We start from the raw sequence: 26,462 nt of genomic DNA on the forward strand, positions 1-26,462 counted from the left end.
ATGGATAGAGCAGTATTTTGCTACAAATCATTACTTTTCACGCCGCTCTGTGGTCTAGACTTTCAGTTCCATCAAACATCAACCGGAGTGGAGATATGGCCAACAAGAAAATTGAGGACGTTGAAGGAATCGGACCTGCAATCGGCGAAAAACTGCGCAACGCCGGCATCAAGGACACGGACACCCTGCTCGCCAACTGCTGCACGCCCAAGCAACGCAAGGACCTGGCCGCAAAAGCCGGGCTGACAGACACACAAATTCTGAAGTTCGCCAACATGGTCGATCTTTACCGGATCAACGGCATTGGCTCCGAGTATGCCGAACTTCTCGAAGCCGCCGGCGTGGACACCGTCCCCGCCCTGGCACGGCGCAACGCCACCAACCTGGCGGCCGCGCTGGCCGAGGTCAACGAGCAGAAGAAGCTGACCCGCCGCGTGCCCCCCGAAGCTGACGTCACCAAATGGATCGATCAGGCCAAGGAACTGCCGCGCATGCTGGAATATTGATTCGACGTTGGCACAAAAAGCGAAAAGGCCGGGATCTCTCCAAGCCGGTAACCAATAGTGTTTAAATTCTCGCTAACCTAGAAAAATCAACATTTTAGCCACCGAAGGGAACCCAAGCGGTTCCCTTCGCTTTTTGGCGACACTGCCGTCCGCTCTCGTCCCGCCATCGCATCATATCTTTCGATGCCAATCGACTGTTTTAGGGTTCGCGCTTAAACTACCGCATCGATAGAGGGAGATGCAACATGGCGTTGGGGCAGGACATCGAAGACATTAGGGTTGGAATCAAGGCAGGCCGCTTTTCCAACGAGGCTTCCGTATCGCAGGGCATCGTGATGCGGATTCTCCACTCTCTCGGCTGGCCGACCTACGATACCCGCGTCGTGTGTCCCGAGTATTCGCTGGCAGGCCGCCGCGTCGATTTCGCCCTGTGCCATCCAGCGGGCAAGCCCATCGCCTTCATCGAGGTCAAGCAGATAGGCCAGAGCGACGGGGCAGAGCGACAGCTATTCGAATATGCATTTCATGCTGGCGTGCCGATGGCGATACTGACTGACGGGCAGGAGTGGAATTTCTTCCTTCCTGCCGAGCAGGGCGACTATGGCGAGCGGCGGGTGTATAAGCTGGACATCGTCGAGCGGGCCGTAGAGGAATGCACCGCCCGCCTCGAACGTTATTTGCGCCATGACGCCATCGCTTCTGGAGCGGCAATCGGCGCCGCCCGCGAAGATTATCGGAATGTCTCCAAGGAGCGCCAAATCCGTTCAACCCTGCCTGTCGCTTGGGAGCGGCTGGTCGAGGAGGAGGATGAGATGCTTTTGGAGATCATCGCCGACAAGGTGGAGAACCTTTGCGGCTTCAAGCCCGATCCCGATAGCGTCGCGCTGTTCCTCAAAGCCAAGACCAAGGGCGCCGTCGCTCTCGATACCATCCCGCCGCGTCTCGCTCCCGCTCGCCAAGCGGTATCGCCTATCGCTGTCCAACCAGCTCTCGCTCCTGTCCATATTCCTGCGGCGTCTCCGCAGCTGCGGCAAGGCGCCGCCTTCCCCGCATCCATCGGCTTCACTCTGGATGGACGTCATCATTCGGGGCGCAACGCCTGCGATGTGATGATCAAGGTGTTCGAGGCCTTGGCAGAGAAGGATAGCTCCTTCCCTGAACGCTTCGCCGCCCTGCCCAAGCACGGTCGAACCCGCCGTTACCTATCCCGCACCGCCGAAGAGCTCTATCCAGGGCGTCCCGATTTGTGCCGAGAGCATTCGACGAAGCTGAACGCTGGCTGGTGGGTTAGCACGAACCATAGCCGCGCGACCATTGGACGCATCATCGAGATGGCCTGCAATGTGGTCGGGCTTCAGTTCGGCTCTGACCTATCCGCCAATCTTGGAGATTGACACTTGATTACAAGGGAAATGCAACCCGCGCAACTGAGGTAGATTTGCCATGAGATTTCCAGATAGCTTGTGCCAGCTAAGCACTATAAACATTGATCTCGTCAAGATATATGTAAATCATCGAGAATCAACATTTAAGCGTATGTCGTCGTTTTTATCGGTTTTCAAGCAAGCCGATTTATTGGTTTTCTGTGGCGGTTTCTTTGATGCCAATCCAGAAGACGGTTTCTGCTCGTAATCAACAATCGTGTTTTGGCTTACATTTATTTCGCATTCGCCAATTTTTGCGGTCTTGAATCAGCTGTCCCGCTTCCATGTTTTAAACCTGTCTCTGTCGGCTTGATCATTGAATAAAAATCGCGATCTTTTATCAAGATAGCGCCAATAAGAATTCCAATGATCAACACCCCAACGAACATTATGGCACCGTAGTTGTTCAGACTGCCATAGGTGCCGTCCCGATTATCACTTCCACTGTTTTCTCTCAAAAGGCGTTGACCATTCGTTTGCGGAAATAAGTATCTGACAATTGCAATAATAGCGACGCCTGCCTGCGCAACCGTTCCTGCTATAAGTGCGATAATCACTTTTTCCGTAATTACCCTTGCTTCCGCGCTCTCATATTCCTTGAAAATTAGAATCACATCAAAAAGCGACAACAATGTTATAAGGAAAATAACCCATAGGTTTAGGCGAGAGAAAATCAGCTTCACCTCTTTAGCAATCTCAAGCCTGAGACCGCTATCTGCTCTCATCCCATCAGCCGCAGCATTCAGCATATTGGCTTTTGCTTCGGAAACAATCGATTTTCTAGTTGGAAATGGGGATATCGACTGCTCGAGGCTATCGAGACCCCCACCATTTTCCGGAATGCCATCATCCTTATTAGGCATTTATTTTCTCAAATGCTCTTATTGGTATATGCTTGTTTTCATGTTGGCGATCATTAACGATAATTGTGCCGTCGGTTTGCCTGTATCGCTCAAGGTATTCGAATAAAAATATGGATTTCTCAAGTGCGTCTCGCACATCCACAGCGTAACCCTTGTTAACCAGATCACGAAGTATGTCTGTGTCGATCTCAAATATTTCTTTCATCTTCATCTCCTTTTTGCTCTTATTATCTCAAACAGATGATTTATATATAGCGCCACCGGTCTGGTGATCGATATATGTATATCGCGGCGTCAACACATACAAAGGCCGCTCGTCTAATAATCTTAAATTTTAATTTTGAACATTTCCAGGTTGTGCGACAAACGGAATGCTCGTGCATCAATAATCTAACCTATTGAAATTAATAATTTTATTTCAGCTTGATTTAATGCATTTTAGGCACCATTATTTGTTCACTTATAAGGTGCCAATCGATGAATAATAAAAAATTCAGATGACAAATCGAAAGATATTGAGGATCTGAAAGCTCTGCTGAATCACCCAAAGGCTGACGCGGCGACCAAAAAATTGATCGAACGGGAGATCGTAAATATCCATGCGTGCTCGAAGGGCGAGGCGGAAGCTTTGGCCAAGGAGATTGCCAGCCACCACAAGCCAGCGAAGTTCGACTGGGCAGCGAAGTTCGGGCTGCAAGCGGAGGCGGTTAAGACGGCGGCACCCCAAAAGCCCGACGGCGGAATCAAGGCGGCGCAGCCTACGCCGAAGAAAGAGCCCTTGCCCGCTCCATCAACAGAGCCTGAACCTAAGAGGGACAGCAAGCAAAAGCAGAAACTTGCCTCCTGCTCTTGCGGGGAAACGGTCGCTCAGAATGTCGCCCGATTCTGCTGGTTCAACAAGGCAAGATTTGGCGGGGACATCCTGCATCCCTTGCCAAGAGAAGGTCGGCAAGGGATGAATCAGCCCGCCCTGAAATTCAGAATATCCTCATAGGTCATCACCCTGTCCGCCAGTTGCAGCCGCATGGCGGGCGTCGTCTTCTTCTCGCTCTTTTTCAGGTCGGGCGGCGTCCAGACGAAATTGTGGCAAGCCCGAAGGATGGTCAGCAGCTTCTGAATATGTTCAGGACGGTAGGCCGAGTAGGCGTAATAACTGCGGCCGACGCTGGCCGAGATGACGGGGCGTTCCAGCATTGTGCAGTGGCGACGGATGCGGTTGAAGAAGCTGTCGGTCTGATGCAGGGAGACGCGGCGGTGAAGCTTGGCCAGATGTTCGAGCTCGTAGTCGCCTAGGTCAGTCAGCATGCAGCTCGCCTTGTCAGGTTCGCTCATCGTGGGCAGGGGATGGGCAACCCAACGGTCCTTCCATTTTCCGATTTCCCGCGCCGCCCTGATCTGATCCATGAGCATCAGGGTTTTAACCTCATCATCGTCCATTTCAGGGTGGCGCTCCGCGTATTCCTTGAACAGCTTCTTGCTGGCGGCGATGAGCCTCCGCTTAGCGTCGACGGTCAGCTCTTTTTCAATGCGAACATAGAAGGCGTCGACCTCGCGGTCCTTGATGCGCCTCTCGAATGCAGCGAGGCAAGCCGCCCTCATTCCAGAGTCCTGGTCGAGATAGAAGCGAACCTTCTCAGCCTTCGCGAACAGCCGCTCTAAACGCATGAAAGCCCCATAGAGCGTGTATTCGGAATGGACGAGCACCCCTGACTTCGGCAGGTCCTTGTCGTTGTCGATGAACTCCGAGGATTCGACATTGGCTTTTTCTCGGCGTATTGGTATTGGCAGCTGATGTCGTCCGTCAGCGTCCAGCCGCTTTTCTTCCTGACCGATTCAGCTGCCGCCCGAGCGAAATCCTGCCGCAGCCAGAGCCGAGCGAACTTGCGGTGCGGGGCCGGCAGCGCTCCGTCTCCTGTCCGCTTGGCGACCGTCTCAACCCAATCGGGATCGATCTCGTGGTCGAAGTTCGTGTGCATGCCGAAGCAGTAGCCGGTGAAGTTGTCGGTGGCGGCCACGGCATGCAGAATGACATTCGCCTTGGTTTCCCGCTTCTTCCAGTTGCAGGCGTATTCCTGCCTGTCGACGCCGACCGCGAGGCGGCGGATGCTCATCTCGGGAAGCCTTCCCTCGTAATGAGCGAGGAATGCGAGAGCCTGCCGATAGATGAAGTCGATTCGGTCGTATAGAACCTTGCCCGAAATCATCTCAACCTCGCGGATTCGACGCAGCGGCATCTTGTTGACCAGCTGCTTGAAAATGGCGAGGTCGGATCCTTGTCGAGCTTGCGCCGCGCTGTCGGGTCGAAATCGTCGGGCTTGACGGAGAAGGTCTTGCCGCAGCCTTCCGCGCGGCAGCGGTAGCGTTTTGAGCCGCTCTTGGTCGTTCCGAAGGCGTAGTAGGCGCCCTCCGTGGAGATGCCTCGGCGATGGTTCTCGCAATCGACCTCAGGACACGACGGCTCGGGAAAGGTCTCCTTGGTCAGGCGCCACGCTTCCTCGAAGATGCCTTGATTGCTCTTCAAGGGGAATTGCTCATTGCAGGTGTTGCAGCGGGCGTCAGGGGGCCCTTTGCCGCTGGCGACGACGGTATAGCGGTTATTCGCCCCGCGGCCGCGCTTGGATTCCATCTCGACGGGGATGCCGAAATTGGGGCAGGACGGGTTCTTGCAGAAATTGACGTTGACGTCGGCGTATGCGACAGGGACACGGGGAGTATTTTTCGCTTCGGCTGCTTCGGAGCAGCCTCTGCTATGCAGGACGGATCATATGGCTCGTCGAACGGATGGTCATGTTCTTGTTGTTCTTCAACGGCTTGCGGTTTGTGTTCCATGCTTAATCCCGAGAGTGAGCCCACAACGGAATTGTAGGGCGCTCACTCTCAGTTTTCAACAAATACAGTTACCGGCTTGGGATCTCTCCCGGCCTTTTCAATTTTGGCTATTTTTTCCGGTTGACCGTAGCAAGTACGGCCAAGGCAGAAATCAGGCCTTCTTGTGGCTGGCCAGTTGCGTCCAGGTGTCGACCACCGTATCCGGGTTCAGCGAGATGCTGCTGATGCCCTGATCCATCAGCCATTCGGCCAAATCGGGGTGGTCGGATGGGCCCTGGCCGCAGATGCCGATGTATTTGCCCATCTTGTTGGCAGCCGAGATCGCCATGGAGAGCAGCATCTTGACGGCCGGGTCGCGTTCGTCGAAGAGGTTGGCGACGAGGCCGGAGTCACGGTCGAGGCCGAGCGTGAGCTGGGTCAGGTCGTTGGAACCGATCGAGAAGCCGTCGAAGTGCTCGAGGAATTGCTCGGCCAACAGGGCGTTGGACGGGATTTCGCACATCATGATCAACTTCAGTTCGTTCTCGCCGCGGACCAGACCGTGTTCGGCCAGCAGATCGACGACGGCCTTGCCCTCGCCCACGGTGCGAACAAACGGCACCATCAGCTGGACGTTGGTCAGGCCCATTTCTTCGCGGACCTTCTTCATGGCGCGGCATTCCATCTCGAAACAGTCGCGGAATGATTGCGCGATGTAACGCGAGGCGCCGCGGAAGCCGAGCATCGGGTTTTCTTCTTCCGGCTCGTACAGTTCGCCGCCAAGCAGCTTGCGGTACTCGTTGGACTTGAAGTCGGAGAGGCGAACGATGACCGGGTTTGGCCAGAAGGCGGCGGCGATGGTGGACACACCTTCAACCAGCTTCTCAACGAAGAATTCCTTCGGCGAAGCGTAGCCACGAGCGCGACGCTTGATTTCCTCGCGCTTCGAAGCCGGCAGGCGCTCGACGTCGAGAATGGCCTTCGGGTGGATGCCGATGACGTTGTTGATGATGAACTCGACGCGAGCCAGACCGACACCGGCATTCGGCAACTGAGCGAATTCGAAGGCCAGTTCCGGATTGCCAACGTTCATCATGACCTTGACCGGGACGTCCGGCATGGCCGAAATGTCGCGCGAGGAAATTTCGAAATCCAGCTTGCCGCGATAGACGTGGCCAGTGTCGCCTTCGGTACAGGAGGCGGTGACGATATCGCCTTCGGTCAGCGTTTCGGTCGCGTCACCGCAACCGACGATGGCCGGAATACCGAGTTCGCGAGCGATGATGGCGGCGTGGCAAGTACGGCCGCCACGGTTGGTGACGATGGCGGAAGCGCGCTTCATGACCGGTTCCCAGTTCGGGTCGGTCATGTCGGCAACGAGCACGTCACCCGGCCTGACCTGATCCATTTCTTTCGGATCCTTGACGATGCGGACCGGGCCGACACCAATCTTCTGGCCAATGGCGCGACCGGAGGCGAGCACCTTGGAGAAGGACTTCAGCTTGAACTTTTCAACCTTGCCGGCACCAGCCTGCGACTGCACGGTTTCCGGACGGGCCTGCAGGATGTACAGCTTGCCGTCGATACCGTCTTTGCCCCATTCGATGTCCATCGGACGACCGTAGTGCTTTTCGATGATCTGGGCGTAACGGGCCAGCTCCATGACTTCGGCGTCGTTCAGCGAAAACTGGTGACGCAGGGATTCTTCAACTTCTTCAGTGACCACGGACTTGCCGGCAACCTTTTCGGCCGAGAAAGTCATCTTGATCATCTTGGAGCCAAGGTTGCGACGCACGACAGCGTGCTTGCCGGCTTCGAGCATGGGCTTGTGAACGTAGAACTCGTCGGGATTAACGGCGCCCTGAACGACGGTTTCGCCCAAGCCATAGCTGGACGTAACAAACACGGCATCACGGAAGCCAGATTCGGTATCTAGCGTGAACATCACGCCGGCCGCGCCCTTGTCGGAACGCACCATGCGCTGGATACCGGCGGACAGGGCGACGTCAGCGTGCACGAAGCCCTTGTGCACACGGTAGGAAATGGCGCGGTCGTTGTACAACGAAGCAAAGACTTCCTTGATGGCGTGCAGGATGTTTTCAAGGCCGACGATGTTCAGGAAGGTTTCCTGCTGACCGGCAAAAGAGGCATCCGGCAAGTCTTCGGCCGTGGCGGAAGAGCGTACGGCGAAGGACATGTCGGTAGTGGAATCGGCCACCAGGCGCTGATACTGCTCGGTGATAGCGATAGTCAGTTCCATCGGGAACGGGGTTTCCATGATCCACTGACGGATCTCGGCACCGGCCTTGACCAGGGCGTTGACGTCATCAACATCCAGCGCGTCGAGGACGGCATTGATCTTGTTGTCGAGGCCGGACTGGGCCAGGAAATCGCGGTAAGCCTGCGCCGTGGTGGCAAAGCCACCCGGCACGCGAACGCCGGTATCGGCCAGCTGGCTGATCATTTCACCGAGCGAAGAGTTCTTGCCGCCGACTTTGTCGACGTCGTTCATGCGGAGTTTTTCGAAAGGTAGGACGAGCGGTTCCATGAGGATTCCTTGCTTAGAGGTCAAATTGAAAATCAGGAAGTGGATTCGGAAAAATCGGGACTGAGACGACGGGCGGCAGTCTCGCGACGGGCGACGCTGCGCAGGGTTTGGGCCAGGGTTTCGCGGACAAAATCGATATGTGTTTCGGCGGCAGCACGGGCGGCTTGCGGCTTGCGGCCGACAATCGCGTCGTAGATGGCGGCATGCTGGTTCTTGAGCAAGGCGCCAGCGGCCGGCACAGATTTCAACTCGCCAAGATTCAGGCGAATGTTGTCGTGCATCAGGCGCAGCAGCGCAGACGACAGATGGCCGAGCAGTGCGTTATGGGCGGCCTCGCCTACCGCCTGATGAAAGGCAATGTCGGCATCCGAGCGCTGGTCCATATTCTCGTGCGAGAACGATGCATTCAGCGTCGCGAAGCACTGACCGAGCCTGGTCAGATCGGCTTCGGTCGCCCGCTCGGCGGCCCATTCAGCGGCCTGGCCTTCGATCATGCGGCGGAATTCAAGCATGTCCTCGCGCAGGTTGGGATGGCTGCCCATCATGTCCTGCCAGGGATCAAAAAACGTGGCCTCAAGCGCGTTGGTCACATAGGTACCCCCACCCTGACGGCTTTGCACCATGCCTTTGAGGGCCAACTTCTGGATCGCTTCGCGCAGCGACGGGCGAGAGACGCCAAAGTCGGTCGCCAACTCGCGTTCCGGCGGCAGTCGATCACCCGACTTCAGCGAGCCTTCCAGAATACGGCGCTCCAGAGAGGCAGCAACAGCATCGGAAATACGCGGGACCTGCACTTTATTGAGGGGCATCTGACTCGGCTTGATTGGTAAGACCACTACATTCTAAACAGCGTTCCGGTAAAGCGCAAGTATAGGATAAACCCTTGGTTGATTGACTAAGTAACGGTATTCACGTAAATTTTCAATTGTTCGAATATTGGTCTTACCATTTGACCGTTAAATAATTCACACCGGAGACAACATGAACCGACCGGAATCTGTAATGCAACGACCCACCGACGTTTACTTCTTCGCCACCTGCGTGGTTGATCAGTTCTTTCCCGGCGCCGGCATGGATGCCATTACCCTGCTCGAACGTCAGGGCATCCGCGTGCACTTCCCTGAAGAGCAAACCTGCTGCGGCCAACCGGCCTACACCAGCGGTTTTCCGGATGAGGCGCGCAAGGTTGCAGCGCACCAGCTAACGCTGTTTCCGAATGACTGGCCGGTGGTCGTCCCGTCCGGTTCCTGTGCCGGGATGATGAAGCATCATTACCCGACGTTGTTTGCTGCCGACCCGGTCCGCAAGGCACAGGCTGAAGCACTGTCTTCGCGCATTTATGAATTGACTGATTTTCTGGTCCATGTGCTGGACTTCAAACCGGCAGACCTTGGCGGCGACTGCACCGTCGTGCTGCACACCTCCTGTTCCGCCCGACGCGAAATGGGCGTGCACCTGACGGGCCGTAAGCTGCTGGGCGATCTGGCCAATGTCACCATTGCCCAGCAAGATCACGAATCGGAATGCTGCGGTTTTGGCGGCACCTTCTCGATCAAACAACCCGAGATTTCCGGCGCCATGGTCGAAGACAAGGTGAAGTCACTGAAGGCCACGGGTGCTGAACGCGTCGTCAGCGCCGACTGCGGCTGCCTGATGAACATCCTTGGCCACGCCGCCTGGAAGGACCAACAGGCAGGCCTCTCCAAACCCAGCCTGCCGGGCGAACACATTGCCAGTTTCCTGCTGCGTCGTACCGACAAAGGAGCACAAAAATGAGCGCCCGCGATCGCATTCTAGCCAAGCTGAAAGCCACGGCACCTGCTGAAAACCGCCCCGAACCCGATGTTGCCGGGTGGTATTCTGGCCATCGCCTGGTGGAAAGCGCAGCCGATAAAGCCACTCGTTTCCGCAACATGATCGAACTGGCCCACGCCGAGGTTTATGCCGTCTCGTCGGCCAACTGGGTGCAAAAACTGTGGGAAGTGTTGAGCGCCAAGGGGCTTGCCCAACTGCTGGTGTCACCCAACACCGAACACGGCCAGCGCGCGATGAACCAGCTACCGGAAAGCGGCATTGCCTGCAAGAGCTACGACCGTGCGATCGAAGCGTGGAAGGATGAAATGTTCCACCACACACCGGCCAGCCTGACCACCGCCCGCGCTGCGGTCGCCGAAACCGGCACGCTGATTCTGTGGCCGGATGCCGACGAACCGCGCCTGATGTCGCTGGTGCCACCGGTGCATATCGTCCTGCTCGATGCTGGAAATATCTACAACACCTTCTATGAAGCCATACAGACCGAAGGCTGGAAAGACTGCCTGCCGACCAACGCCCTGCTGATTTCCGGGCCGTCAAAAACGGCCGACATTCAGGTCACCCTCGCCTACGGCGCGCACGGACCGAAAGAACTCGTTGTATTGCTGATGGGAGACGAAGCATGAGCGAACATGCAATGACTTTCATGCCCTCCGAAGGCTTCCGTTCTCGGGCCAAGGATGTGGTCGAAAACCCCTTCCTGCGCCAGAGTTTCCGCGGCGCGATGGATTTCCTGATCAACAAGCGCATCAGCCAGTTTCCCGACACTGAAGAACTGGAAAGCCTGCGCACGCTGGGTGAGCACATCCGCCAGTACAACCTCGGCAAGCTGCCCGAATTGCTGGTGCTTCTGGAAGAAAACTTGAAACGCAACGGTATTCAAGTGCATTGGGCGGAAACGCCGGACGAAGCCAACGCCATCATCCTCGGCATCTGCCAACAGCACTCGGCGAAGCTGATGATCAAGGGCAAGTCGATGGTCAGCGAGGAAATCGAGCTGAACCATGCGGCGGAAGCGGCCGGCATTGGCGCTCTGGAATCGGACATGGGCGAGTACATCGTCCAGTTGGCCGGCGAAAAGCCGTCGCACATCATCATGCCGGCCATCCACAAGACCAAGGAAGAAATCGCCAAACTCTTCCACGAAAACGTACCCGGCGTTGATTACACCGACAACGTCGATGCCTTGATCCAGATCGGCCGCAAAGTGCTGCGTGAAAAATTCCGCGAGGCCGACATCGGCCTCTCCGGGGTCAATTTCGCCGTGGCCGAAACCGGCACGCTCTGTCTGGTAGAAAACGAAGGCAACGGACGCATGTGCACTACGGCACCGCCGGTCCATATCGCCGTCACCGGCATCGAGAAAATTGTCGAAAAGCTCGAGCACATCCCGCCACTGCTCTCTTTGCTGACCCGCTCAGCCACCGGCCAGAACATCTCGACCTACTTCAACATGATCTCCAACCCGCGCCAGCCGGGCGAGAAGGATGGACCGGGAGAAGTCCACCTCGTTCTACTCGACAACGGCCGCAGCCAGGCCTATGCCGACGAACAACTGCGCAAGACCCTGCAATGCATCCGTTGTGGCGCCTGCATGAACCACTGCCCGGTATATACGCGGATTGGTGGGCACGCCTACGGCACGACCTATCCCGGCCCGATCGGCAAGATCATCTCGCCGCATATGCTCGGGCTGGAGGCGACCAAGAATATGGCTACCGCCTCGTCGCTGTGCGGGGCTTGTGGCGAGGTTTGCCCAGTGAAGATTCCGATTCCTGAACTGTTGATGCGCTTGCGGGAAGAGTCGTTTTCGGCGCCTCATGCGAACCCGGCCATGGTTGGTCAGGGGGCGGGATATAGCCGCCTGATGACTTTCGTTTGGCAGGGATGGGCGGCGGTCTATCGCTCTCCGGCGCTGTATGGCGTGGTGACTTGGCTGGGGAGTCGGTTTTCATGGCTGATGCCTTCGAATCAAGGGGCTTGGACGTCTGTTCGGGTGCCGTTGAAGCCGGCGCCGAAAAGGTTGCGGGATATTTTGAAGGAACGCGGGTAATGGCGTTCCCGTTGAACGAGCATGGGGTTCCGCCTTGCTGGCGGGCGTACTTTCTTTTGGCGAAGCAAAAGAAAGTGCGCCCCGCAAGGGCGAAACCCAGTGTTTATTAAGCATCAGCAATTAACAATCCGAGCCCCCCATGAGCGAACTCATCCAGCACCTCCGTCAGCACCTGCCCGACCACCAGATCATCATCGATGACCTGCGACGCCTGGCCTATGGCACCGATGCCAGCTTTTATCGCCTGACACCAAAAGTCATCACCATCGTCGAATCTGAAAATGACCTGAAAACTGTGTTGAGCGCAGCCAAACAGCACAAAACGCCGGTCACCTTCCGCGCCGCCGGCACCAGCCTGTCCGGCCAGGCGATCACCGATGGCATCCTGGCGCTGATCGGTGAAGGGTTCGCCACCTATGAACAGAATACGGATGCGAGCAAAGTCAAGCTTGGCCCGGGCATCATCGGCGGCGAGGTGAACCGCCGCCTCGCCCCGCATGGCAAGAAAATTGGCCCCGACCCGGCATCCATCGGCGCAGCCAAGATCGGCGGCATCGCCGCCAACAACGCTTCCGGCATGTGTTGTGGCACAGCACAGAACAGCTACCGGACGCTGGCCGGCCTGCGCGTCATGCTGGCTGACGGCGCGCTACTGGATACCGAAGACCCGCTCAGTATCGATGCCTTTTCGAAAAGCCACGCGGTCATGCTCGGCGAACTGGAACGGCTGGGCTGCGACACCCGTAATAATCGACCACTGGCGGAGCGCATCCGCCAAAAGTTCAAGATCAAGAACACCACCGGCTACAGCCTGAACGCACTGGTCGATTACGAACACCCGATCGACATCCTGGCGCACCTGATGATCGGTTCGGAAGGCACGCTCGGCTTCATTTCCCGTATCACTTACAACACGGTCGTCGAAGACCCGTTCAAGGCGAGCGCACTGGTTTTCTTCCCAGACATTCGGACTGCCTGTGAGGCCGTCATTCGCCTCAAGCCACAGCCGGTATCGGCCGTTGAACTGCTTGATCGCCCTGCCCTGCATTCCGTCGAAAACAAGCCGGGGCTGCCTGCGATCATGCGAAAACTAGGGGAGGAAGCTGCAGCGCTACTGATCGAAGTCCGCGCTGCCACGGTCGACGGGATAAATGAGCGAATTTCGCAAGTTCATGCGGCCATGGAAGGCGTTGCCACCGTCGAGCCGGTGCAGTTCTCGACCGACCCGGCGACCTGCGAGATGTACTGGAAAGTGCGCAAGGGCACCTTCCCCTCGGTCGGCGCCATGCGCCGCGCCGGCACCACCGTCATCATCGAGGACGTTGCTTTCCCCATCGCCTCGCTGGCCGACGCCACGCTCGATCTGCAGGCCCTGCTCCGTCACCACGGCTACCACGAGGCGATCATTTTCGGCCACGCGCTGGAAGGCAACTTGCACTTCGTCTTTACGCAGGACTTTGGCGATCAGACCGAAGTCGACCGCTACGCCCGCTTCATGGATGACGTTTGCGATCTGGTGGTGAAGAAATACGACGGCTCGCTCAAGGCAGAGCACGGCACCGGCCGCAACATGGCCCCCTTTGTCGAAATGGAATGGGGCAAGGACGCCGCCGACCTGATGCGCAAGATCAAGCGCCTGTTCGACCCGGACAATCTGCTCAACCCCGGCGTCATCCTCAACGACAACCCACAGGCTCACCTCGAAAACCTGAAACCGATGCCGGCCGCCGAGGACATCGTCGACCGCTGTATCGAATGTGGCTTCTGCGAACCGCTCTGCCCATCGCACCGGCTGACCCTGTCGCCCCGCCAGCGCATTGTCAGCGTCCGCGAACTGTCGCGCCGTGCCGCTGCCGGCGAGCCGGCAGGCACGCTTGGCGAGGATTACGCCTACATGGGCCTCGACACTTGTGCCGGTTGCGGCCTCTGTTCAACGGCCTGCCCGGTCGGCATCGATACCGGCGACCTGACCCGTCGCCTGCGTGGCCGCAAGCTGGGTGCCACAGCGCGTGCAATCAACACCTGGACCGGCGAGCATTTCGGCACGCTGGCCAATGCTTCGCGCCTTGGCCTCACGGTGGGTCACGCGGTTTCCGGCGTGCTCGGTGACAACGTCCTCGGCCGCATTTCCGGCGGCGCCTGGAAGAAAAACATGCCATATGCCGGCAAGGCCCCAACGCCACGCGCTACACAAGGCGACCCCGTCGTCTATTTCCCGACCTGCGGTGGCCGCATCTTTGGCCCATCAATGGCCGGAGACCAGCAACTGGGTGACGTGATCATCGAACTGCTCGGCCGTGCCGGCTACGCGCCCATCCTGCCGGAAGGCTTCGACCAGCTGTGCTGCGGCCAGATGTTGGCCAGCAAGGGCATGGCTGAAGAAGCCGACAGCATGTCCAACACACTGGAAGCGGCACTGATGAAAGCCTCGGCCAACGGCAAGTACCCGGTGATCATGGATGCCAGCACCTGCACCGCCCGCATGCAGCAACATCTGTCCGGCCGCCTGAAACTCTACGACTTCCACGAATTCGCTCACGACGCCCTGCTGCCACGCCTGATGATCCAGAAACAGGCTGGTCCCATTGCCCTGCACGTCAATTGCAGTGTGAAGAAGTCTGGTTCGGACGCCAAGCTGAAAAAGCTCTTGACCGCCTGTGTCGAGCAGGTCGTTGAACCTGCTGGCGTTACCTGCTGCGGATTTGCCGGCGACCGTGGTTTTGTCGTGCCGGAACTGAACCGACATGCCTTGCGCAAGATTCATGACGAACTGCCGGCCGCCTGCGGCTGCGGCGTCTCGACCAATCGCACCTGCGAAATCGGCCTCACCGCCGAGACCGGGCGCACCTATCGATCCATCGCATACCTGCTTGAGGAATGCAGCCGAAAGGAGAGCAATTTGACCTGCTGACGAAAAAACAGCCCAGCAGAAGGGGTTCTTGCACTGGGCCGAAAACTGAGACAAATCTGACACTAAAACGGTCACGCCACCCGTCTGCGCGCCAACGCAGCGAAGTGGTCAGACCAGATTCTAAAGGAGTTTCTCCATGATCTGGCAACAGATATATGATCCATTGGGCAGCATCGGGCTGTCCGCGTTACTGGCGTCCGTACCGGTCGTCGTCATGCTGGCTGCATTGGCATTTTTTCATGTCAAGGCCCACGTCGCGGCCATCCTTGCGCTCGTATCCGCCCTGCTCATTGCCATCTTCGGCTTTGGGATGCCGGCCTACATGGCCACCGATGCCGCCATGTTCGGTGCCATCAACGGTCTGGTCCCCATCGGCTGGATCGTGCTCAACATCATCTTCCTGCATCGCCTGACCACTGAAAACGGCTCATTCAAGGTGCTGCAGGACTCCATCGCCGGCATCACCGATGACCGTCGTCTGCAACTGCTGCTGATTGCCTTTTGCTTCGGTGCCTTCTTCGAAGGTGCTGCCGGCTTCGGTACGCCGGTCGCCGTCACCGGCGCCGTGCTGATCGGCCTCGGCTTCTCGCCCCTGGCCGCTTCAGGCCTGGCGCTGATCGCCAACACCGCGCCTGTAGCCTACGGTGCCCTGGGCACGCCGGTCATTACGCTCGCCAAGGTCACCGGCCTTGACGAGATGATGCTGTCGTCGATGATCGGTCGCCAACTGCCGTTCTTCTCGCTGCTCGTTCCGTTCTGGCTGATCTGGGCCTTTGCTGGTCGCAAGGGCATGATGCAGATCTGGCCGGCCATCCTGGTGGCCGGTGGTTCCTTCGCCATTGCCCAGTTCTTGGTGTCCAACTACCACGGCCCGATGCTGGTGGACGTTATCGCTTCCCTGGTTTCCATGGCCAGCCTGATCGCCTTCCTGAAAGTCTGGAAACCCAAAACGGTGTGGACATCGGCCAAGTTGATCGGCCACGAGGAAGACGGTGGCGAAGCCCATCCGCTACCCACCGATATCCCGCAAAAGGCCGACAAGGCCGCCGTTCGCCGCGCCTGGATGCCCTGGGTCATTCTTACGGTATTCGTCTTCGTCTGGGGCTTGCCCGAATTCAAGAAGGCCGTGGATACCTTGCCAGTCGTTGAAAACAGCCAGCCTGTACTCGATGCGAAGGGGCTACCCAAGCGCGCCGGTAATACCTTCTTCGCGCCAGTCTTCAAGTTTGAAGACATTCACGAGAAGATCGAGAAAGTGCCGCCCGTCGTCACCAAGGTCAAGAAGGAAGAAGCCGCCTACAAGCTGAACTGGTTCACCACGACCGGCACCGGCATCCTGCTTGCCGCGCTCTTCGCCGGCCTGATGATGGGATATCGTCCCATGCAACTGGTCAGCCAGTTCGGCAAGACCGTGTGGATGGTGCGCTACTCGCTGACCACCATCGTGGCCATGCTCGCCCTCGGCTATCTGACGCGTTTCGCCGGCATTGATGCCACGCTCGGTCTGGCCTTCGCCTTCACCGGTGTTTTCTACCCATTCTTCGGCACTTTCCTCGGCTGGCTGGGTGTGGCGCTGACCGGGTCCGATACGGCCTCGAACGTGCTGTTTGGCGGCCTGCAGCGGACGACCGCAGAACAGCTGGGAATTTCCCCCATCCTGATGGCCGCGGCCAACAGCTCGGGTGGCGTGATGGGCAAGATGATCGATGCCCAATCCATTGTCGTCGCCTCAACTGCCACGCACTGGTATGGCCATGAAGGGGAGATCCTGCGCTACGTCTTCTTCCATTCCATCGCGCTGTGCACCCTGATGGGGTTCTTCATCACGGCTCAAGCCTACCTCTGGCCTTTCACGGCCATGGTCCTCAAATAATCCGGAGCACTGACCATGTATCAAAAAATATTTGTCGCCATTGACGACAGCCCGACGGCCCAGAAAGCCCTGGCCGAAGCCATTGACCTCGCCGGCAACGCCAAGGCTGCGCTGTGCATCGCTCATGCCGCCGACGAAAGCCTGTTAGCCCAGCATGGCATGGGCCTTGGAAGCTATATCGACGTGGAAGGGACCAAACAGGCGATTCGCGATACTTCGCAAGCACTGCTCGAAACAGCTGCGGCAAAAGCCACCGCTGCTGGCGTCACAGCCGAGATTCGGCTGCTTGAAGCCAGCAACCAGCGGGTCGCCGAGCAGATCGCAGCCGGCGCCGCCGCCTATGGCGCTGACCTGATTGTGATCGGCACCCACGGTCGGCGCGGCTTTGCCAGCCTGCTGGTGGGCTCGGTCGCTGAAAATCTGGTGCGTATCGCAAACACATCACTGTTGATGGTGCGCGACCAATAAACCGCCATGGCAGGGCGTGCAGTCCAGACGCCCTGCCAGCTGCGGGAATTCCCCACATGGCGCCAATCATTAACTTTGCTACTTTTCGTTGCTATATCTTTTTGCCGAATCCTGTCTTAGTCCTCTCTTTGGAGAATAGCCATGTATAAAAATATTCTTGTCGCCATTGACGACAGTGAAACCTCGCGTTGCGCGCTGAAAGAAGCGCTGCACATCGCCAGGAGCAGCAACGCCAAGCTGTACATCACGCACGTCGCGGACGAGACGCTGCTCAGTATGCACAGCCGCACGGTGTCGACGACGCTGGATTTCAACCAGGCAGTTAGCGCAATTGCCGATGCCGGCCGAAAATTGCTGGATGAAGCGATGCAGTCAGCCGCTGGTGTCAACGCCGAACCGCTGCTGCTTGAAGCGCTCAATCGTCGCATCTCCGAAACGCTGGCCGACAAGGCCAAAGAATTGAATGTTGACCTGATCATCATCGGTCGGCATGGTAAACGCGGACTGGCCACGCTCATTCTTGGATCGGTCGCCGAACAACTCGCCAGAATCGCCCACGCCTCCGTACTTCTCGTCAGGAAACACTAAATGTCTCAGGTACCGCTCGACAGCAACAAGGATGAACCTCTCCGCAACGACATTCGCCTGCTCGGCCGAATTCTGGGTGATACCGTTCGCGAGCAGGAAGGCGAATCCGTTTTCGATATCGTCGAGCGCGTCCGGCAGACCGCCGTGCGCTTTGCCCGTGACGGTGATCCGGCCGCCCGCGACGAACTTGCTGCCCTGCTCGACCCCTTGCCAGGCGATACGACACAGGCCGTTGTCCGTGCCTTCAGCTACTTCCTGCAACTGACCAATATCGCCGAAGACGAACACCACATTCGCCGCCGTCGCGCCTACGACCTGGCCAACTCGCCCCCACGCGAAGGAAGTTTGATTTTCGCGCTGGATTCCCTGTCGACCGCAGCCGTCTCACCGGAAGCCATCGCCGACTTCTTCGCCCATGCCATGGTCGCCCCGGTGCTGACCGCCCACCCGACCGAAGTCCAGCGCCAAAGCCTGATCCGCAATCACCGGGATCTGGCCCGCCTGCTCGACCAGCGTGAGCGCCTGCAGATGACGCCGGAAGAAGAAGCCGACAACGATCTCGCGTTAGCTAACTCCATCCTGACCCTATGGCAGTCGCGCATGCTGCGCCCGGTACGCCTTAAGGTGCTGGACGAGGTCAAGAACGGCATCACTTATTTCAAGGAAACCTTCTTCACCGAACTGCCGCGCCTTTATATCCAGGCCACGCAGCAGCTACAAAAGCGCTACCCGGACAAAAAATGGGCGCTGCCGCCCTTCTTCCGTATTGGCAGCTGGATCGGCGGCGACCGCGACGGCAATCCTTTTGTCACCGCAGAAATCCTGCGCGAAGCACTGCGCCTGCAATCGGCCGCTGCCCTCAATCATTACCTCGATGAAATCCACGAGCTGGGCGGCGAACTCCCGCTCTCCGAGCTGCTGGTCAAGGTTACGCCGGAACTGCTGGCGCTGGCCGAGCACTCGACCGACCATTCACCGCAACGTGCCGACGAGCCCTACCGCCGCGCCCTCTCCGGCATCTACGCTCGCCTCGCTGCCACCTCCCGCGTGCTGGATCAGGTTGAGCCCGTTCGCCATGAAATCGGTCAGGCCGCGCCCTATGCCACGCCGGAAGCCCTGCGCGCTGATCTGAAGGTTCTGACCAATTCGCTGAAGCTGAACGGTAGCGCCAACCTGGCCGGTGGCCGCCTGCGTCGACTGATGCGCGCGGTGCAGGTTTTTGGCTTCCACCTGGCGCCGATCGACCTTCGGCAGAACTCCGAAGTCCATGCCCGGAGCGTCGCCGAACTACTCGCCGGTGCCGGTCGCTGCCCGGATTACGAAGCACTTTCCGAAAACGAACGAATTTCCCTGTTGACCGCGGAAATCACCACGCCACGTCCGCTTTACTCGCCATACCTGAACTATTCAGAAGAAACACAGGGCGAACTGGCCATTTTCTTCTCCGCACGCGAACTGCGCCAGCGCTATGGCGACGCCGCGCTACCCAACTGCATCATCTCGAAAACCGATGGCGTGTCGGACCTGCTTGAACTCGCCCTATTGCTCAAGGAATCCGGTCTGCTCTTGCCGGGCGCCAAGCCACAGCTCAACGTCAATATCATCCCGCTCTTCGAAACCATCGAAGACTTGCAGAAGAGCGCCGCGACGATGGCCGGCGTCTTCGCAATCCCCGCCTACCGCGAACTGATCACCGGCCGTGGTGATGAGCACGAAGTCATGCTCGGCTACTCCGACTCCAACAAGGACGGTGGCTTCCTGACCTCTGGCTGGGAACTCTACAAAGCCGAAATCCAGCTGGCGCAAGTTTTCAAGCAGCACAGTGTTCGTCTGCGGCTGTTCCACGGTCGCGGCGGCTCGGTTGGCCGCGGGGGCGGCCCGACATATCACGCCATCCTCGCCCAGCCGGCTGGCGCCGTTTCTGGCCAGATCCGCCTGACCGAACAGGGCGAAGTGATTTCGACCAAATACGGCAACGCCGACACCGGGCGCCGCAACCTCGAAGTGCTGCTCGCCGCGACGCTGGAAGCCAGCCTGACCGACCATGAAAACAAGGTCGAGCCGGCCGAAAAATTCCATTCGGTCATGGACGAGCTATCGCTACGCGCCTTCAACGCCTATCGCGGCCTGGTTTATGAAACACCGGGTTTCACGACCTATTTCCGCCAGTCGACAGTGGTTTCTGAAATCGCCCTGCTCAACATCGGCAGCCGCCCTGCCTCACGCAAAGCTTCGGAGCGCATCGAGGATCTGCGCGCCATTCCCTGGGTCTTCAGCTGGGCGCAATGTCGCCTGATGCTGCCGGGCTGGTATGGCTTCGGTGCTGCGGTCGACGGCTATTTATCGGCCAATCCGGAAGGGTTGACCACGCTGCGCCGCATGGTCAAATCCTGGCCTTTCTTCCAGAGTCTGCTCTCGAACATGGACATGGTGCTGGCCAAGACTGACCTCGCCATCGCCTCCCGCTATGCCGAACTGGTCACCGATGCCGAACTGCGCGAGCGTATCTTTAACCAGATCAAGGCCGAATGGGCACTGACCAAAAAGCACCTGCTGACCATTCTAGAACAGGTCGACTTCCTCGCCGACAACCCCATGCTCAAGCGTTCACTGCAACTGCGCTCGCCCTACATGGACCCGCTCAATCACCTGCAGGTCGAGTTGCTCAAGCGTCACCGCGCTGGCGAAACCGACGAGCGACTAGCCCGGGGCATCCACCTGAGCATCAACGGTGTGGCTTCCGGCTTGCGCAACAGCGGTTAAAATTACGGAATGCCTACCACTATCAAACGCACCGTATTTTTCGTGTCCGACGGCACAGGCCTGACGGTCGAAGCCCTCGGCCACAGCCTGATGACCCAGTTCGAGGATATCGAGTTCAAGCAAATCCGCATCCCTTTCCTCAAAACCGTGGAAAGTGCCCAGGAGGCTGTTGCCCGAATCAACGCGCAGGGTGAGTCCGATGGCATGCGCCCCATCGTGTTCACGACGCTGATCAATCATCAGTTGTCCGAGATCGTCCATCAATCCGATGCCTTCTGCCTATCCTACTTCGCCTCTTTCCTGGCACCACTGGAAGCCGAACTCGGCAGAAAATCAAACCACACCGTCGGCCGCTCGCACGGGTCGGCCGAGAGTTCGGAATACAAATCGCGCATCGAGGCCATCAACTACACGCTGGCCCACGACGACGGCATCACTGACCGCGACCTGGAGGAAGCTGACGTCATTCTGGTGGCAGTCTCGCGCTGCGGCAAAACGCCCACCTCGCTCTATCTGGCCATGCAATTCGGCCTGAAGGCCGCCAACTTTCCGCTGATTCCGGAAGATTTCGACCGCGGCCGCCTGCCAAGCACCCTCGAAAGACATCGCTCGAAATTGTTTGGCCTGACCATCCAGCCCGAGCGACTGACGCAAATCCGAGAAGAGCGCCGTGCTGGCAGCAAGTACGCGTCGCTGGCCAATTGTCGTTACGAGATTGCCGAAGCTGAAAAAATGATGCGTCGTGAAGGCATTCGCTGGCTGGATTCGTCGACCAAGTCGATCGAGGAAATCTCGACCACCATCCTTCAGGAACTCAAACTGCGTTGAGCAGCAAGTAACCCAGATGCGCAGCGTTCATTCCGCTGCGCTTCTTTCTTTGGTGTGCCCTATTTCAGGCGCGCAACTTCCTCCGGTTCGACACGAATATGGGCCATCATCCCGTGGTCTTCATGCTCGAGAATATGGCAGTGATAGACAAAATCACCGACCTGCGTAGCACCCAGCGGGACTTCAACATAAATGCGTCCGCCCAAGGGCACGGGAAAAGTGTCGACCAACCGGCCATCCGCCGGTGGACTGCTGACGCAGACGTTTGGGCCGGTAGCGCCAGGGCTGCACCCGAGCGCGTTATCGACACGCAGCACCTTGAACTTCATCTGGTGGATATGGAAGTTGTGCAACTCCCGATTGACACTGGCCGCATCTCCGCCCGCCCCGGCGATGTCATCAGCGAGCGGGTTGGCGATAATCCAGGTTTCCGTTCTCCCCGCCCTTGTACATATCTGCGGTTTCGGTCCTTGATTGTCAATGCTTCGGGTCTTGGCGGTATCCAGGGCTAGCCGCGTAATCGTTCCCTTGAGGTCGGGATCGTTCACCTTGATGCGATCCGCCCCGATGACGAACTCTTCGGTCGGGCCTTTATCGGGAATGTCGACCCGGCGAATGTTGACAACAACTAGACGAGCTTCATCGGATGCCAGTTTGCGCAAATCCTCTGCCGTACAGGGGTCACCCATGGGCATGCCAGCATGGGACATGCCGGAATGGTCATGGAAAACACTGCTGAACTGAGCCTTGACGTCAGCAATATTGGCTTTGATTTCCCGCGTTGCCTTGATGATCTGATCCGCACCACCGCTCTTCACAGTGATTCCTTCTGCAAGCATCCTTGCTGACCGCATACTGGCGCCATTTACAGGCATCGCCAAGGCATGCGTGCCGAGAGCAACCTTGCCGAGCACGACGGCTGGCCAGGCGTCACCTTCCGTTGCGAGAGAACCTGTCACCATGCCACGTGTAATCAGGCGTGCAGCATTACCCGCGCCACCCGCAGCAACCCATTGTGGCTTGACCAGCACGTCGATCCGACTGGCCGGCATCATCACGATGGGCTTGGTGCCGACCTGGGCGGGGCTCATGCTGGAATTGTCCTGAGCGATATAGACGCCGTCCCGCGAGAGCAATTGCATGTTGAGTGGGGTTTGCACCGCACCGCTAGAACCGGCGACCAGTTGGAGCGTATATGTCGTGTTGGCACTGGTGTTGGCAATATGCCAGATCTCACCTTCCGGCTTGTCCAGTGTCATGGTGGGCAAGACTTGACCATTGATGGTGAACAGCCATTTGGCATCGACACCACCGACCGTACCGTTGCAATAGCCTTCGTAATGCTCAGCTGATACGGTTGTATCACAATCCGGCAAATCATCTCCGCCGCCCTTTTGAAAGGTTTCCCACCCTCCATTTGCAAGCGTCTTCTTGAGAGGGAAGTCCTTGAGCATCATGAAACGCTCGCTACCGCGGTGGACCAGAAAATTATCATGCCCCCTGACCCAGATGAGGCCTGCGAGTCCGGCACCGACCTGATCGGTCGCCGCCTTGTGGATATGAGGGTGATACCAGAAGACACCTTCCGGATGGCTTGCAGGAACCTTGATGCGATAGTGGATCGAATCCGGCCGCGATGCAGTCGCCAAAGTATGGCAATACTCCCAAGCCTTTGCGTTTGGCTGGTTGATCTGATCGGTCGGTACTGAACAGACAAACACGTTGTCGCCAACCGTCCCCACAATCTGGTCACGCCCGTCCTTTTTGACCGTTTTGACACTTGGACTGACGATCATCCCGTGCGTGTGCAAATTGACTGCAGTCAGCCTGGAATCAGCATTACTGAGATGATTCTTCAGACTTATATCAAGGGTATGCCCTGCCTTAACACGCCAGACTTCTGGAACAATCGAGCCATTAAAGGTCAATGTATTAGCGACATTTAGCTCGCTGCCATCCGGTAACGAGAACGTGCTGGGAGTCTGACTGGCGGTCAAGTCGATTGACAGTGTTTTCAACCCGGGGTGACAGTTGCTGCTTCGTGTAGCGCTCGTGAAACGGTCTGAAATGATGCTGGAGCAAAGATTATCTTTCACAATATCTTTTAACTCTGCAGCATGGAGCCAGGACACGGTACTGACAAGGCCGATGCCCAACCAAATTGAAGTCTGCTTGATCACTATTTTCTCCTGATTCTGGCCGAACACCGGCCACTATCCTGAAATTGCCACGCAGGCCGACACCCCTCCGGCCACCGACTGTATCTCCTGCCTTGATCTTAACCACCAAGCAAATTATGACGCTTGCGAAATATGCTAAAAAAATTATTTCAGCAATGCCATACGCCAATGTACTTTCGCATACATCGCTACTGTCAACGGGGAAAAACATGAAATTTTGAAAACGACGATCTGCTGGAACAGGAGCGTCTGAGATGGCACCGAATGCGGGTTTCAGTTCAAAGGTCTGGCTTGCCTGCGCAGAGCCGACTAAATTCGGCCTTAAATATCGATGCGGCGATCAGGCCAATCGTCTCCGCATCATCTCGAAAAGACAAATGGCCGCTGCAGCCGCCACATTGAGCGATTCGACCGCGCCCGGCATCGGAATACGAATTCTGAGCTGGGCGGCGGCCAGCAATTCGGGGCTGACGCCTTGCCCCTCTGCCCCAAAAACCCAAGCCAGCGGCCCGTCCCAGCGAGCGTCATAAAGAGACGTGGCTTCCTCCAGTGTGGTCACCGCCGTCGTACCTTGATAGTCAGCCATGAATCCAGCCAGATCTACGTCTTCATGGATCGCCAGCGCAAAGTGAGCACCCTGCCCGGCACGCAAAACTTTGGGTGACCAGGCCGAAGCACATCCCGTCGATAGCAAGGCCTGGCCGATACCGGCCGCCGCAGCCGTACGCAGCAGGGTGCCGACATTGCCAGGATCCTGTACGCTATCTAACAAAATTGCGTTTTTTTCCCGGTTGACCGTGGCAATCGCCGTCGGCATCCTGGCGACGGCCAACAAACCACTCGGGGTATCGACCAAGCCAAGATCACGCAGCAGACTGTCGGCCAAAACTACCGTGTCGCGACCTTCGACAAAGACAGAAATCTCACCGCTCGCCAAAGCCGATTCGGCAACGATCAGTGTTTCAACCGGGCCAAATACAGCCTCGTAGGCCTCGACCAGATGCACGCCGTCAAGCAGCGTCTGCCCGGTTTTCCGACGCTCTCGCCCGGATTCAGCCAGCCGTTTCAGCGACTTGAAAAACGGGTTGTCGCGCGACTGAATCAGTTTCATAGCAGGGAAAGTTGCTTTGCCACCGGACCGAAGCTGCGGCGATGAACCGGCGAGGCGCCATGTTCCTGAAGCGCCTGAAAATGCGCTGCCGTCGGGTAACCCATGTGGCGGTCAAAACCGTACATTGGATATTGGGCGTGCAAGACCTGCATTTCCGCATCACGCACCGTCTTGGCAAGAATCGAGGCGGCGGCAATCGAAGCGATCTTGCCATCGCCCTTGACCACGGCTTCGCACGGAATATCCAGCTGCGGGCAACGGTTGCCATCGACCATGGCGCTGGTCGGCCGTACAGTCAAACCCGCTACCGCCCGCTGCATGGCAAGCATCGTGGCGTGAAGAATGTTCAGGCGGTCGATTTCTTCGACCGAGGCTGAAGCAACCGCCCAGGCGATAGCTCGCTCGCGAATCAGCACTGCCAGTGCATCACGCTTTTTTTCGCTCAGTTTCTTGGAGTCATTGAGGCCGGGGATTGGACGTAACGGATCAAGAATAACTCCAGCCGCCACCACCGTTCCCGCCAGCGGCCCGCGCCCCGCTTCGTCGATACCACAGACGAGGCCGGGCGGAACGATCAGTTCAGGCATTCAATGACCGCATTGGCGGCCTTCTCGGCAGTATTCTGGCGCAGCTGCCAATGCATGTCGGTAAACGCCTCTTCAACCGCCTCGGCATTTTCCTTGTCCTCATACAACTTGATGAGTGCCTCCGCCAGATTTTCCGGCGTTGCCTCATCCTGCAAAATTTCCGGCACGACATAGCGCCCGGCCAGCACATTGGGCAAACCAACATAGGGTTGATAGGCCATGCGTTTCATCAGCCAATAGGAAAACTTGGCGATCTTGTAGGTAATGACCATCGGCCGCTTGATCAGCGCCGCCTCAAGCGTTGCCGTGCCGCTGGCAACCAGCGATACATCAGCCGCGCCAAGCGCATCCTGGGCGTGACCGAAGAGCAGGCGAAACGGAATGTCAGCGGCTTGCTGGCGATAAATCGCCGCCTCGAATAGCAGGCGCGTCTCACGGGTGGTTAGTGGCACAACAAAAATCGCGTTGGGCAGGAAACGTTCGCAAATAATCTTCGCAGTCTGCACGAAGGTATCCGCCATCATTTCCAGTTCGCCCTTGCGACTACCTGGCAACATGGCAAAAATTGGATAGTCACGTGGCAAGGCCAGCTTTTCGCGAACCACCTTCTTGCTGGTTTGCATCGGAATGATGTCAGCCAACGGATGGCCGACATAGGTCACCGGAATATTCTCTTTTTCATAGAGCGGTGGCTCCATGGGAAACAGGGCGAGAACGCGATTGACCGCACTGCCAATCTTCTTGATGCGCCCGCCACGCCATGCCCAGATCGAAGGGCTGACGTAATGGATGGTGCGTACCCCGGCACTCTTCAAAGCGCTTTCCAGCCCCAAATTAAAATCCGGGGCATCCACACCGATAAAAATATCCGGCTTCAGGTCCAGCAAGCGCTTCTTCAACTGACGGCGAATACCGGCAATTTCGCGATAGTGCTTAAGCGCATCCCAATAGCCCATGACCGACAGCTTTTCCATCGGCCACCAGCTATCGAGCCCCTGCCCCTGCATCTTCGGCCCGCCGATGCCGTAGAAAACGGCATCGGGCAAACGCTCCTTGAGCGCCGCGATCAGGTGGCTGGCCAAGAGGTCCCCGGAGGGCTCTCCTGCCACCATGGCAATACGTACTGCGCTGCCCAT

General features: G+C 57.8%; 23 protein-coding genes. 12 read left to right on the top strand and 11 right to left on the bottom strand.

The genetic code is table 11. The features are described 5' to 3' along the window. The first annotated feature begins 95 nt into the window (after positions 1-95). On the top strand, positions 96-506 hold the full coding sequence (locus tag IPJ12_01455; protein MBK7645865.1) for a DUF4332 domain-containing protein: 411 nt from the start codon (positions 96-98) through the stop codon (positions 504-506). Between the two features lie 245 nt (positions 507-751). Continuing rightward, a complete protein-coding gene (locus IPJ12_01460) occupies positions 752-1,900 on the top strand; it encodes a hypothetical protein (protein ID MBK7645866.1) in 1,149 nt (382 codons plus the stop codon). Between the two features lie 263 nt (positions 1,901-2,163). Here the strand turns inward: IPJ12_01460 and IPJ12_01465 are convergent, their stop codons facing one another. Together IPJ12_01465 and IPJ12_01470 are read right to left on the bottom strand one after the other, a co-directional pair. Then, positions 2,164-2,793 (bottom strand): hypothetical protein, encoded by a 630-nt coding sequence (locus tag IPJ12_01465; protein ID MBK7645867.1) that lies wholly within the window; start codon positions 2,791-2,793, stop codon positions 2,164-2,166. Beyond that, a complete protein-coding gene (locus IPJ12_01470; GenBank protein MBK7645868.1) occupies positions 2,786-2,998 on the bottom strand; it encodes a hypothetical protein in 213 nt (70 codons plus the stop codon). Before IPJ12_01470 ends, IPJ12_01465 begins: the two co-directional genes overlap by 8 nt. Before the next feature lie 366 nt (positions 2,999-3,364). On the opposite strand from IPJ12_01470, the gene IPJ12_01475 reads away from it, so the two are divergent. Next, a complete protein-coding gene (locus IPJ12_01475) occupies positions 3,365-3,787 on the top strand; it encodes a hypothetical protein (GenBank protein ID MBK7645869.1) in 423 nt (140 codons plus the stop codon). Here the strand turns inward: IPJ12_01475 and IPJ12_01480 are convergent. From IPJ12_01480 to IPJ12_01500, 5 genes are all read right to left on the bottom strand, one after another. Continuing rightward, positions 3,754-4,458, bottom strand: a complete 705-nt coding sequence (locus tag IPJ12_01480) for a hypothetical protein (protein ID MBK7645870.1) — start codon at positions 4,456-4,458, stop codon at positions 3,754-3,756. The genes IPJ12_01475 and IPJ12_01480 overlap by 34 nt on opposite strands. Then, positions 4,449-5,027, bottom strand: coding sequence for a hypothetical protein (locus IPJ12_01485; GenBank protein MBK7645871.1), 579 nt, complete (start codon positions 5,025-5,027; stop codon positions 4,449-4,451). Before IPJ12_01485 ends, IPJ12_01480 begins: the two co-directional genes overlap by 10 nt. Further along, positions 4,994-5,419, bottom strand: coding sequence for a hypothetical protein (locus tag IPJ12_01490; GenBank protein MBK7645872.1), 426 nt, complete (start codon positions 5,417-5,419; stop codon positions 4,994-4,996). The genes IPJ12_01485 and IPJ12_01490 overlap by 34 nt, the downstream gene beginning before the upstream one ends. 354 nt (positions 5,420-5,773) lie before the next feature. Continuing rightward, the gene (gene ppsA, locus IPJ12_01495) at positions 5,774-8,149 is read right to left on the bottom strand and encodes a phosphoenolpyruvate synthase (GenBank protein ID MBK7645873.1); all 2,376 of its coding nucleotides are present in this window, start codon (positions 8,147-8,149) and stop codon (positions 5,774-5,776) included. A 32-nt stretch (positions 8,150-8,181) separates the two neighbouring features. Beyond that, positions 8,182-8,958 (bottom strand): GntR family transcriptional regulator, encoded by a 777-nt coding sequence (locus IPJ12_01500; protein ID MBK7645874.1) that lies wholly within the window; start codon positions 8,956-8,958, stop codon positions 8,182-8,184. Between the two features lie 172 nt (positions 8,959-9,130). Here IPJ12_01500 and IPJ12_01505 point away from each other — a divergent pair, with 172 nt between their 5' ends. The 9 genes from IPJ12_01505 to IPJ12_01545 all read left to right on the top strand — a co-directional run bounded on the left by IPJ12_01505 (position 9,131) and on the right by IPJ12_01545 (position 21,448). Next, complete coding sequence (locus IPJ12_01505; protein MBK7645875.1) at positions 9,131-9,925, top strand: (Fe-S)-binding protein; 795 nt, start codon at positions 9,131-9,133, stop codon at positions 9,923-9,925. Further along, complete coding sequence (locus IPJ12_01510; GenBank protein ID MBK7645876.1) at positions 9,922-10,590, top strand: lactate utilization protein C; 669 nt, start codon at positions 9,922-9,924, stop codon at positions 10,588-10,590. The genes IPJ12_01505 and IPJ12_01510 overlap by 4 nt, the downstream gene beginning before the upstream one ends. Further along, positions 10,587-12,017, top strand: coding sequence for an iron-sulfur cluster-binding protein (locus IPJ12_01515; protein MBK7645877.1), 1,431 nt, complete (start codon positions 10,587-10,589; stop codon positions 12,015-12,017). Before IPJ12_01510 ends, IPJ12_01515 begins: the two co-directional genes overlap by 4 nt. A 139-nt stretch (positions 12,018-12,156) precedes the next feature. Beyond that, on the top strand, positions 12,157-14,928 hold the full coding sequence (locus IPJ12_01520) for an FAD-binding oxidoreductase (GenBank protein ID MBK7645878.1): 2,772 nt from the start codon (positions 12,157-12,159) through the stop codon (positions 14,926-14,928). 136 nt (positions 14,929-15,064) lie between these two features. Beyond that, the gene (locus tag IPJ12_01525; GenBank protein MBK7645879.1) at positions 15,065-16,801 is read left to right on the top strand and encodes an L-lactate permease; all 1,737 of its coding nucleotides are present in this window, start codon (positions 15,065-15,067) and stop codon (positions 16,799-16,801) included. A 15-nt stretch (positions 16,802-16,816) separates the two neighbouring features. Continuing rightward, positions 16,817-17,269, top strand: a complete 453-nt coding sequence (locus IPJ12_01530) for a universal stress protein (protein ID MBK7645880.1) — start codon at positions 16,817-16,819, stop codon at positions 17,267-17,269. Positions 17,270-17,410: 141 nt separating this feature from the next. Beyond that, positions 17,411-17,857 carry a universal stress protein gene (locus IPJ12_01535; protein MBK7645881.1) on the top strand — a complete coding sequence of 149 codons (447 nt, stop codon included), beginning with the start codon at positions 17,411-17,413 and terminating at the stop codon, positions 17,855-17,857. Further along, complete coding sequence (gene ppc, locus IPJ12_01540) at positions 17,858-20,620, top strand: phosphoenolpyruvate carboxylase (protein MBK7645882.1); 2,763 nt, start codon at positions 17,858-17,860, stop codon at positions 20,618-20,620. A gap of 9 nt (positions 20,621-20,629) precedes the next feature. Beyond that, complete coding sequence (locus IPJ12_01545; protein ID MBK7645883.1) at positions 20,630-21,448, top strand: kinase/pyrophosphorylase; 819 nt, start codon at positions 20,630-20,632, stop codon at positions 21,446-21,448. A 59-nt stretch (positions 21,449-21,507) separates the two neighbouring features. Here the strand turns inward: IPJ12_01545 and IPJ12_01550 are convergent, their stop codons facing one another. The 4 genes from IPJ12_01550 to lpxB all read right to left on the bottom strand — a co-directional run bounded on the left by IPJ12_01550 (position 21,508) and on the right by lpxB (position 26,462). Beyond that, complete coding sequence (locus IPJ12_01550; GenBank protein MBK7645884.1) at positions 21,508-23,244, bottom strand: multicopper oxidase domain-containing protein; 1,737 nt, start codon at positions 23,242-23,244, stop codon at positions 21,508-21,510. Between the two features lie 724 nt (positions 23,245-23,968). Continuing rightward, entirely contained in the window at positions 23,969-24,739 is a 771-nt protein-coding gene (locus IPJ12_01555) for an RNA methyltransferase (protein ID MBK7645885.1), read from the bottom strand. Then, a complete protein-coding gene (gene rnhB / locus IPJ12_01560) occupies positions 24,736-25,326 on the bottom strand; it encodes a ribonuclease HII (GenBank protein MBK7645886.1) in 591 nt (196 codons plus the stop codon). Before rnhB ends, IPJ12_01555 begins: the two co-directional genes overlap by 4 nt. Next, positions 25,314-26,462, bottom strand: coding sequence for a lipid-A-disaccharide synthase (gene lpxB, locus IPJ12_01565; protein ID MBK7645887.1), 1,149 nt, complete (start codon positions 26,460-26,462; stop codon positions 25,314-25,316). Before lpxB ends, rnhB begins: the two co-directional genes overlap by 13 nt.

It is taken from the genome of Betaproteobacteria bacterium (assembly GCA_016709965.1).
Taxonomy (GTDB): Bacteria; Pseudomonadota; Gammaproteobacteria; order Burkholderiales; family Rhodocyclaceae; genus Azonexus; species Azonexus amarohabitans.

Bases quoted from the DNA above. Each gene is read 5' to 3' on its own strand.
- IPJ12_01455 (MBK7645865.1), top strand. From the start codon at position 96: ATGGCCAACAAGAAAATTGAGGACGTTGAAGGAATCGGACCTGCAATC.
- IPJ12_01460 (MBK7645866.1), top strand. From the start codon at position 752: ATGGCGTTGGGGCAGGACATCGAAGACATTAGGGTTGGAATCAAGGCA.
- IPJ12_01465 (MBK7645867.1), bottom strand. From the start codon at position 2,793: ATGCCTAATAAGGATGATGGCATTCCGGAAAATGGTGGGGGTCTCGAT.
- IPJ12_01470 (MBK7645868.1), bottom strand. From the start codon at position 2,998: ATGAAAGAAATATTTGAGATCGACACAGACATACTTCGTGATCTGGTT.
- IPJ12_01480 (MBK7645870.1), bottom strand. From the start codon at position 4,458: ATGCGTTTAGAGCGGCTGTTCGCGAAGGCTGAGAAGGTTCGCTTCTAT.
- IPJ12_01485 (MBK7645871.1), bottom strand. From the start codon at position 5,027: ATGCCGCTGCGTCGAATCCGCGAGGTTGAGATGATTTCGGGCAAGGTT.
- IPJ12_01490 (MBK7645872.1), bottom strand. From the start codon at position 5,419: ATGGAATCCAAGCGCGGCCGCGGGGCGAATAACCGCTATACCGTCGTC.
- ppsA (MBK7645873.1), bottom strand. From the start codon at position 8,149: ATGGAACCGCTCGTCCTACCTTTCGAAAAACTCCGCATGAACGACGTC.
- IPJ12_01500 (MBK7645874.1), bottom strand. From the start codon at position 8,958: ATGCCCCTCAATAAAGTGCAGGTCCCGCGTATTTCCGATGCTGTTGCT.
- IPJ12_01505 (MBK7645875.1), top strand. From the start codon at position 9,131: ATGAACCGACCGGAATCTGTAATGCAACGACCCACCGACGTTTACTTC.
- IPJ12_01510 (MBK7645876.1), top strand. From the start codon at position 9,922: ATGAGCGCCCGCGATCGCATTCTAGCCAAGCTGAAAGCCACGGCACCT.
- IPJ12_01515 (MBK7645877.1), top strand. From the start codon at position 10,587: ATGAGCGAACATGCAATGACTTTCATGCCCTCCGAAGGCTTCCGTTCT.
- IPJ12_01520 (MBK7645878.1), top strand. From the start codon at position 12,157: ATGAGCGAACTCATCCAGCACCTCCGTCAGCACCTGCCCGACCACCAG.
- IPJ12_01525 (MBK7645879.1), top strand. From the start codon at position 15,065: ATGATCTGGCAACAGATATATGATCCATTGGGCAGCATCGGGCTGTCC.
- IPJ12_01530 (MBK7645880.1), top strand. From the start codon at position 16,817: ATGTATCAAAAAATATTTGTCGCCATTGACGACAGCCCGACGGCCCAG.
- IPJ12_01535 (MBK7645881.1), top strand. From the start codon at position 17,411: ATGTATAAAAATATTCTTGTCGCCATTGACGACAGTGAAACCTCGCGT.
- ppc (MBK7645882.1), top strand. From the start codon at position 17,858: ATGTCTCAGGTACCGCTCGACAGCAACAAGGATGAACCTCTCCGCAAC.
- IPJ12_01545 (MBK7645883.1), top strand. From the start codon at position 20,630: ATGCCTACCACTATCAAACGCACCGTATTTTTCGTGTCCGACGGCACA.
- IPJ12_01550 (MBK7645884.1), bottom strand. From the start codon at position 23,244: ATGATCGTCAGTCCAAGTGTCAAAACGGTCAAAAAGGACGGGCGTGAC.
- IPJ12_01555 (MBK7645885.1), bottom strand. From the start codon at position 24,739: ATGAAACTGATTCAGTCGCGCGACAACCCGTTTTTCAAGTCGCTGAAA.
- rnhB (MBK7645886.1), bottom strand. From the start codon at position 25,326: ATGCCTGAACTGATCGTTCCGCCCGGCCTCGTCTGTGGTATCGACGAA.
- lpxB (MBK7645887.1), bottom strand. From the start codon at position 26,462: ATGGGCAGCGCAGTACGTATTGCCATGGTGGCAGGAGAGCCCTCCGGG.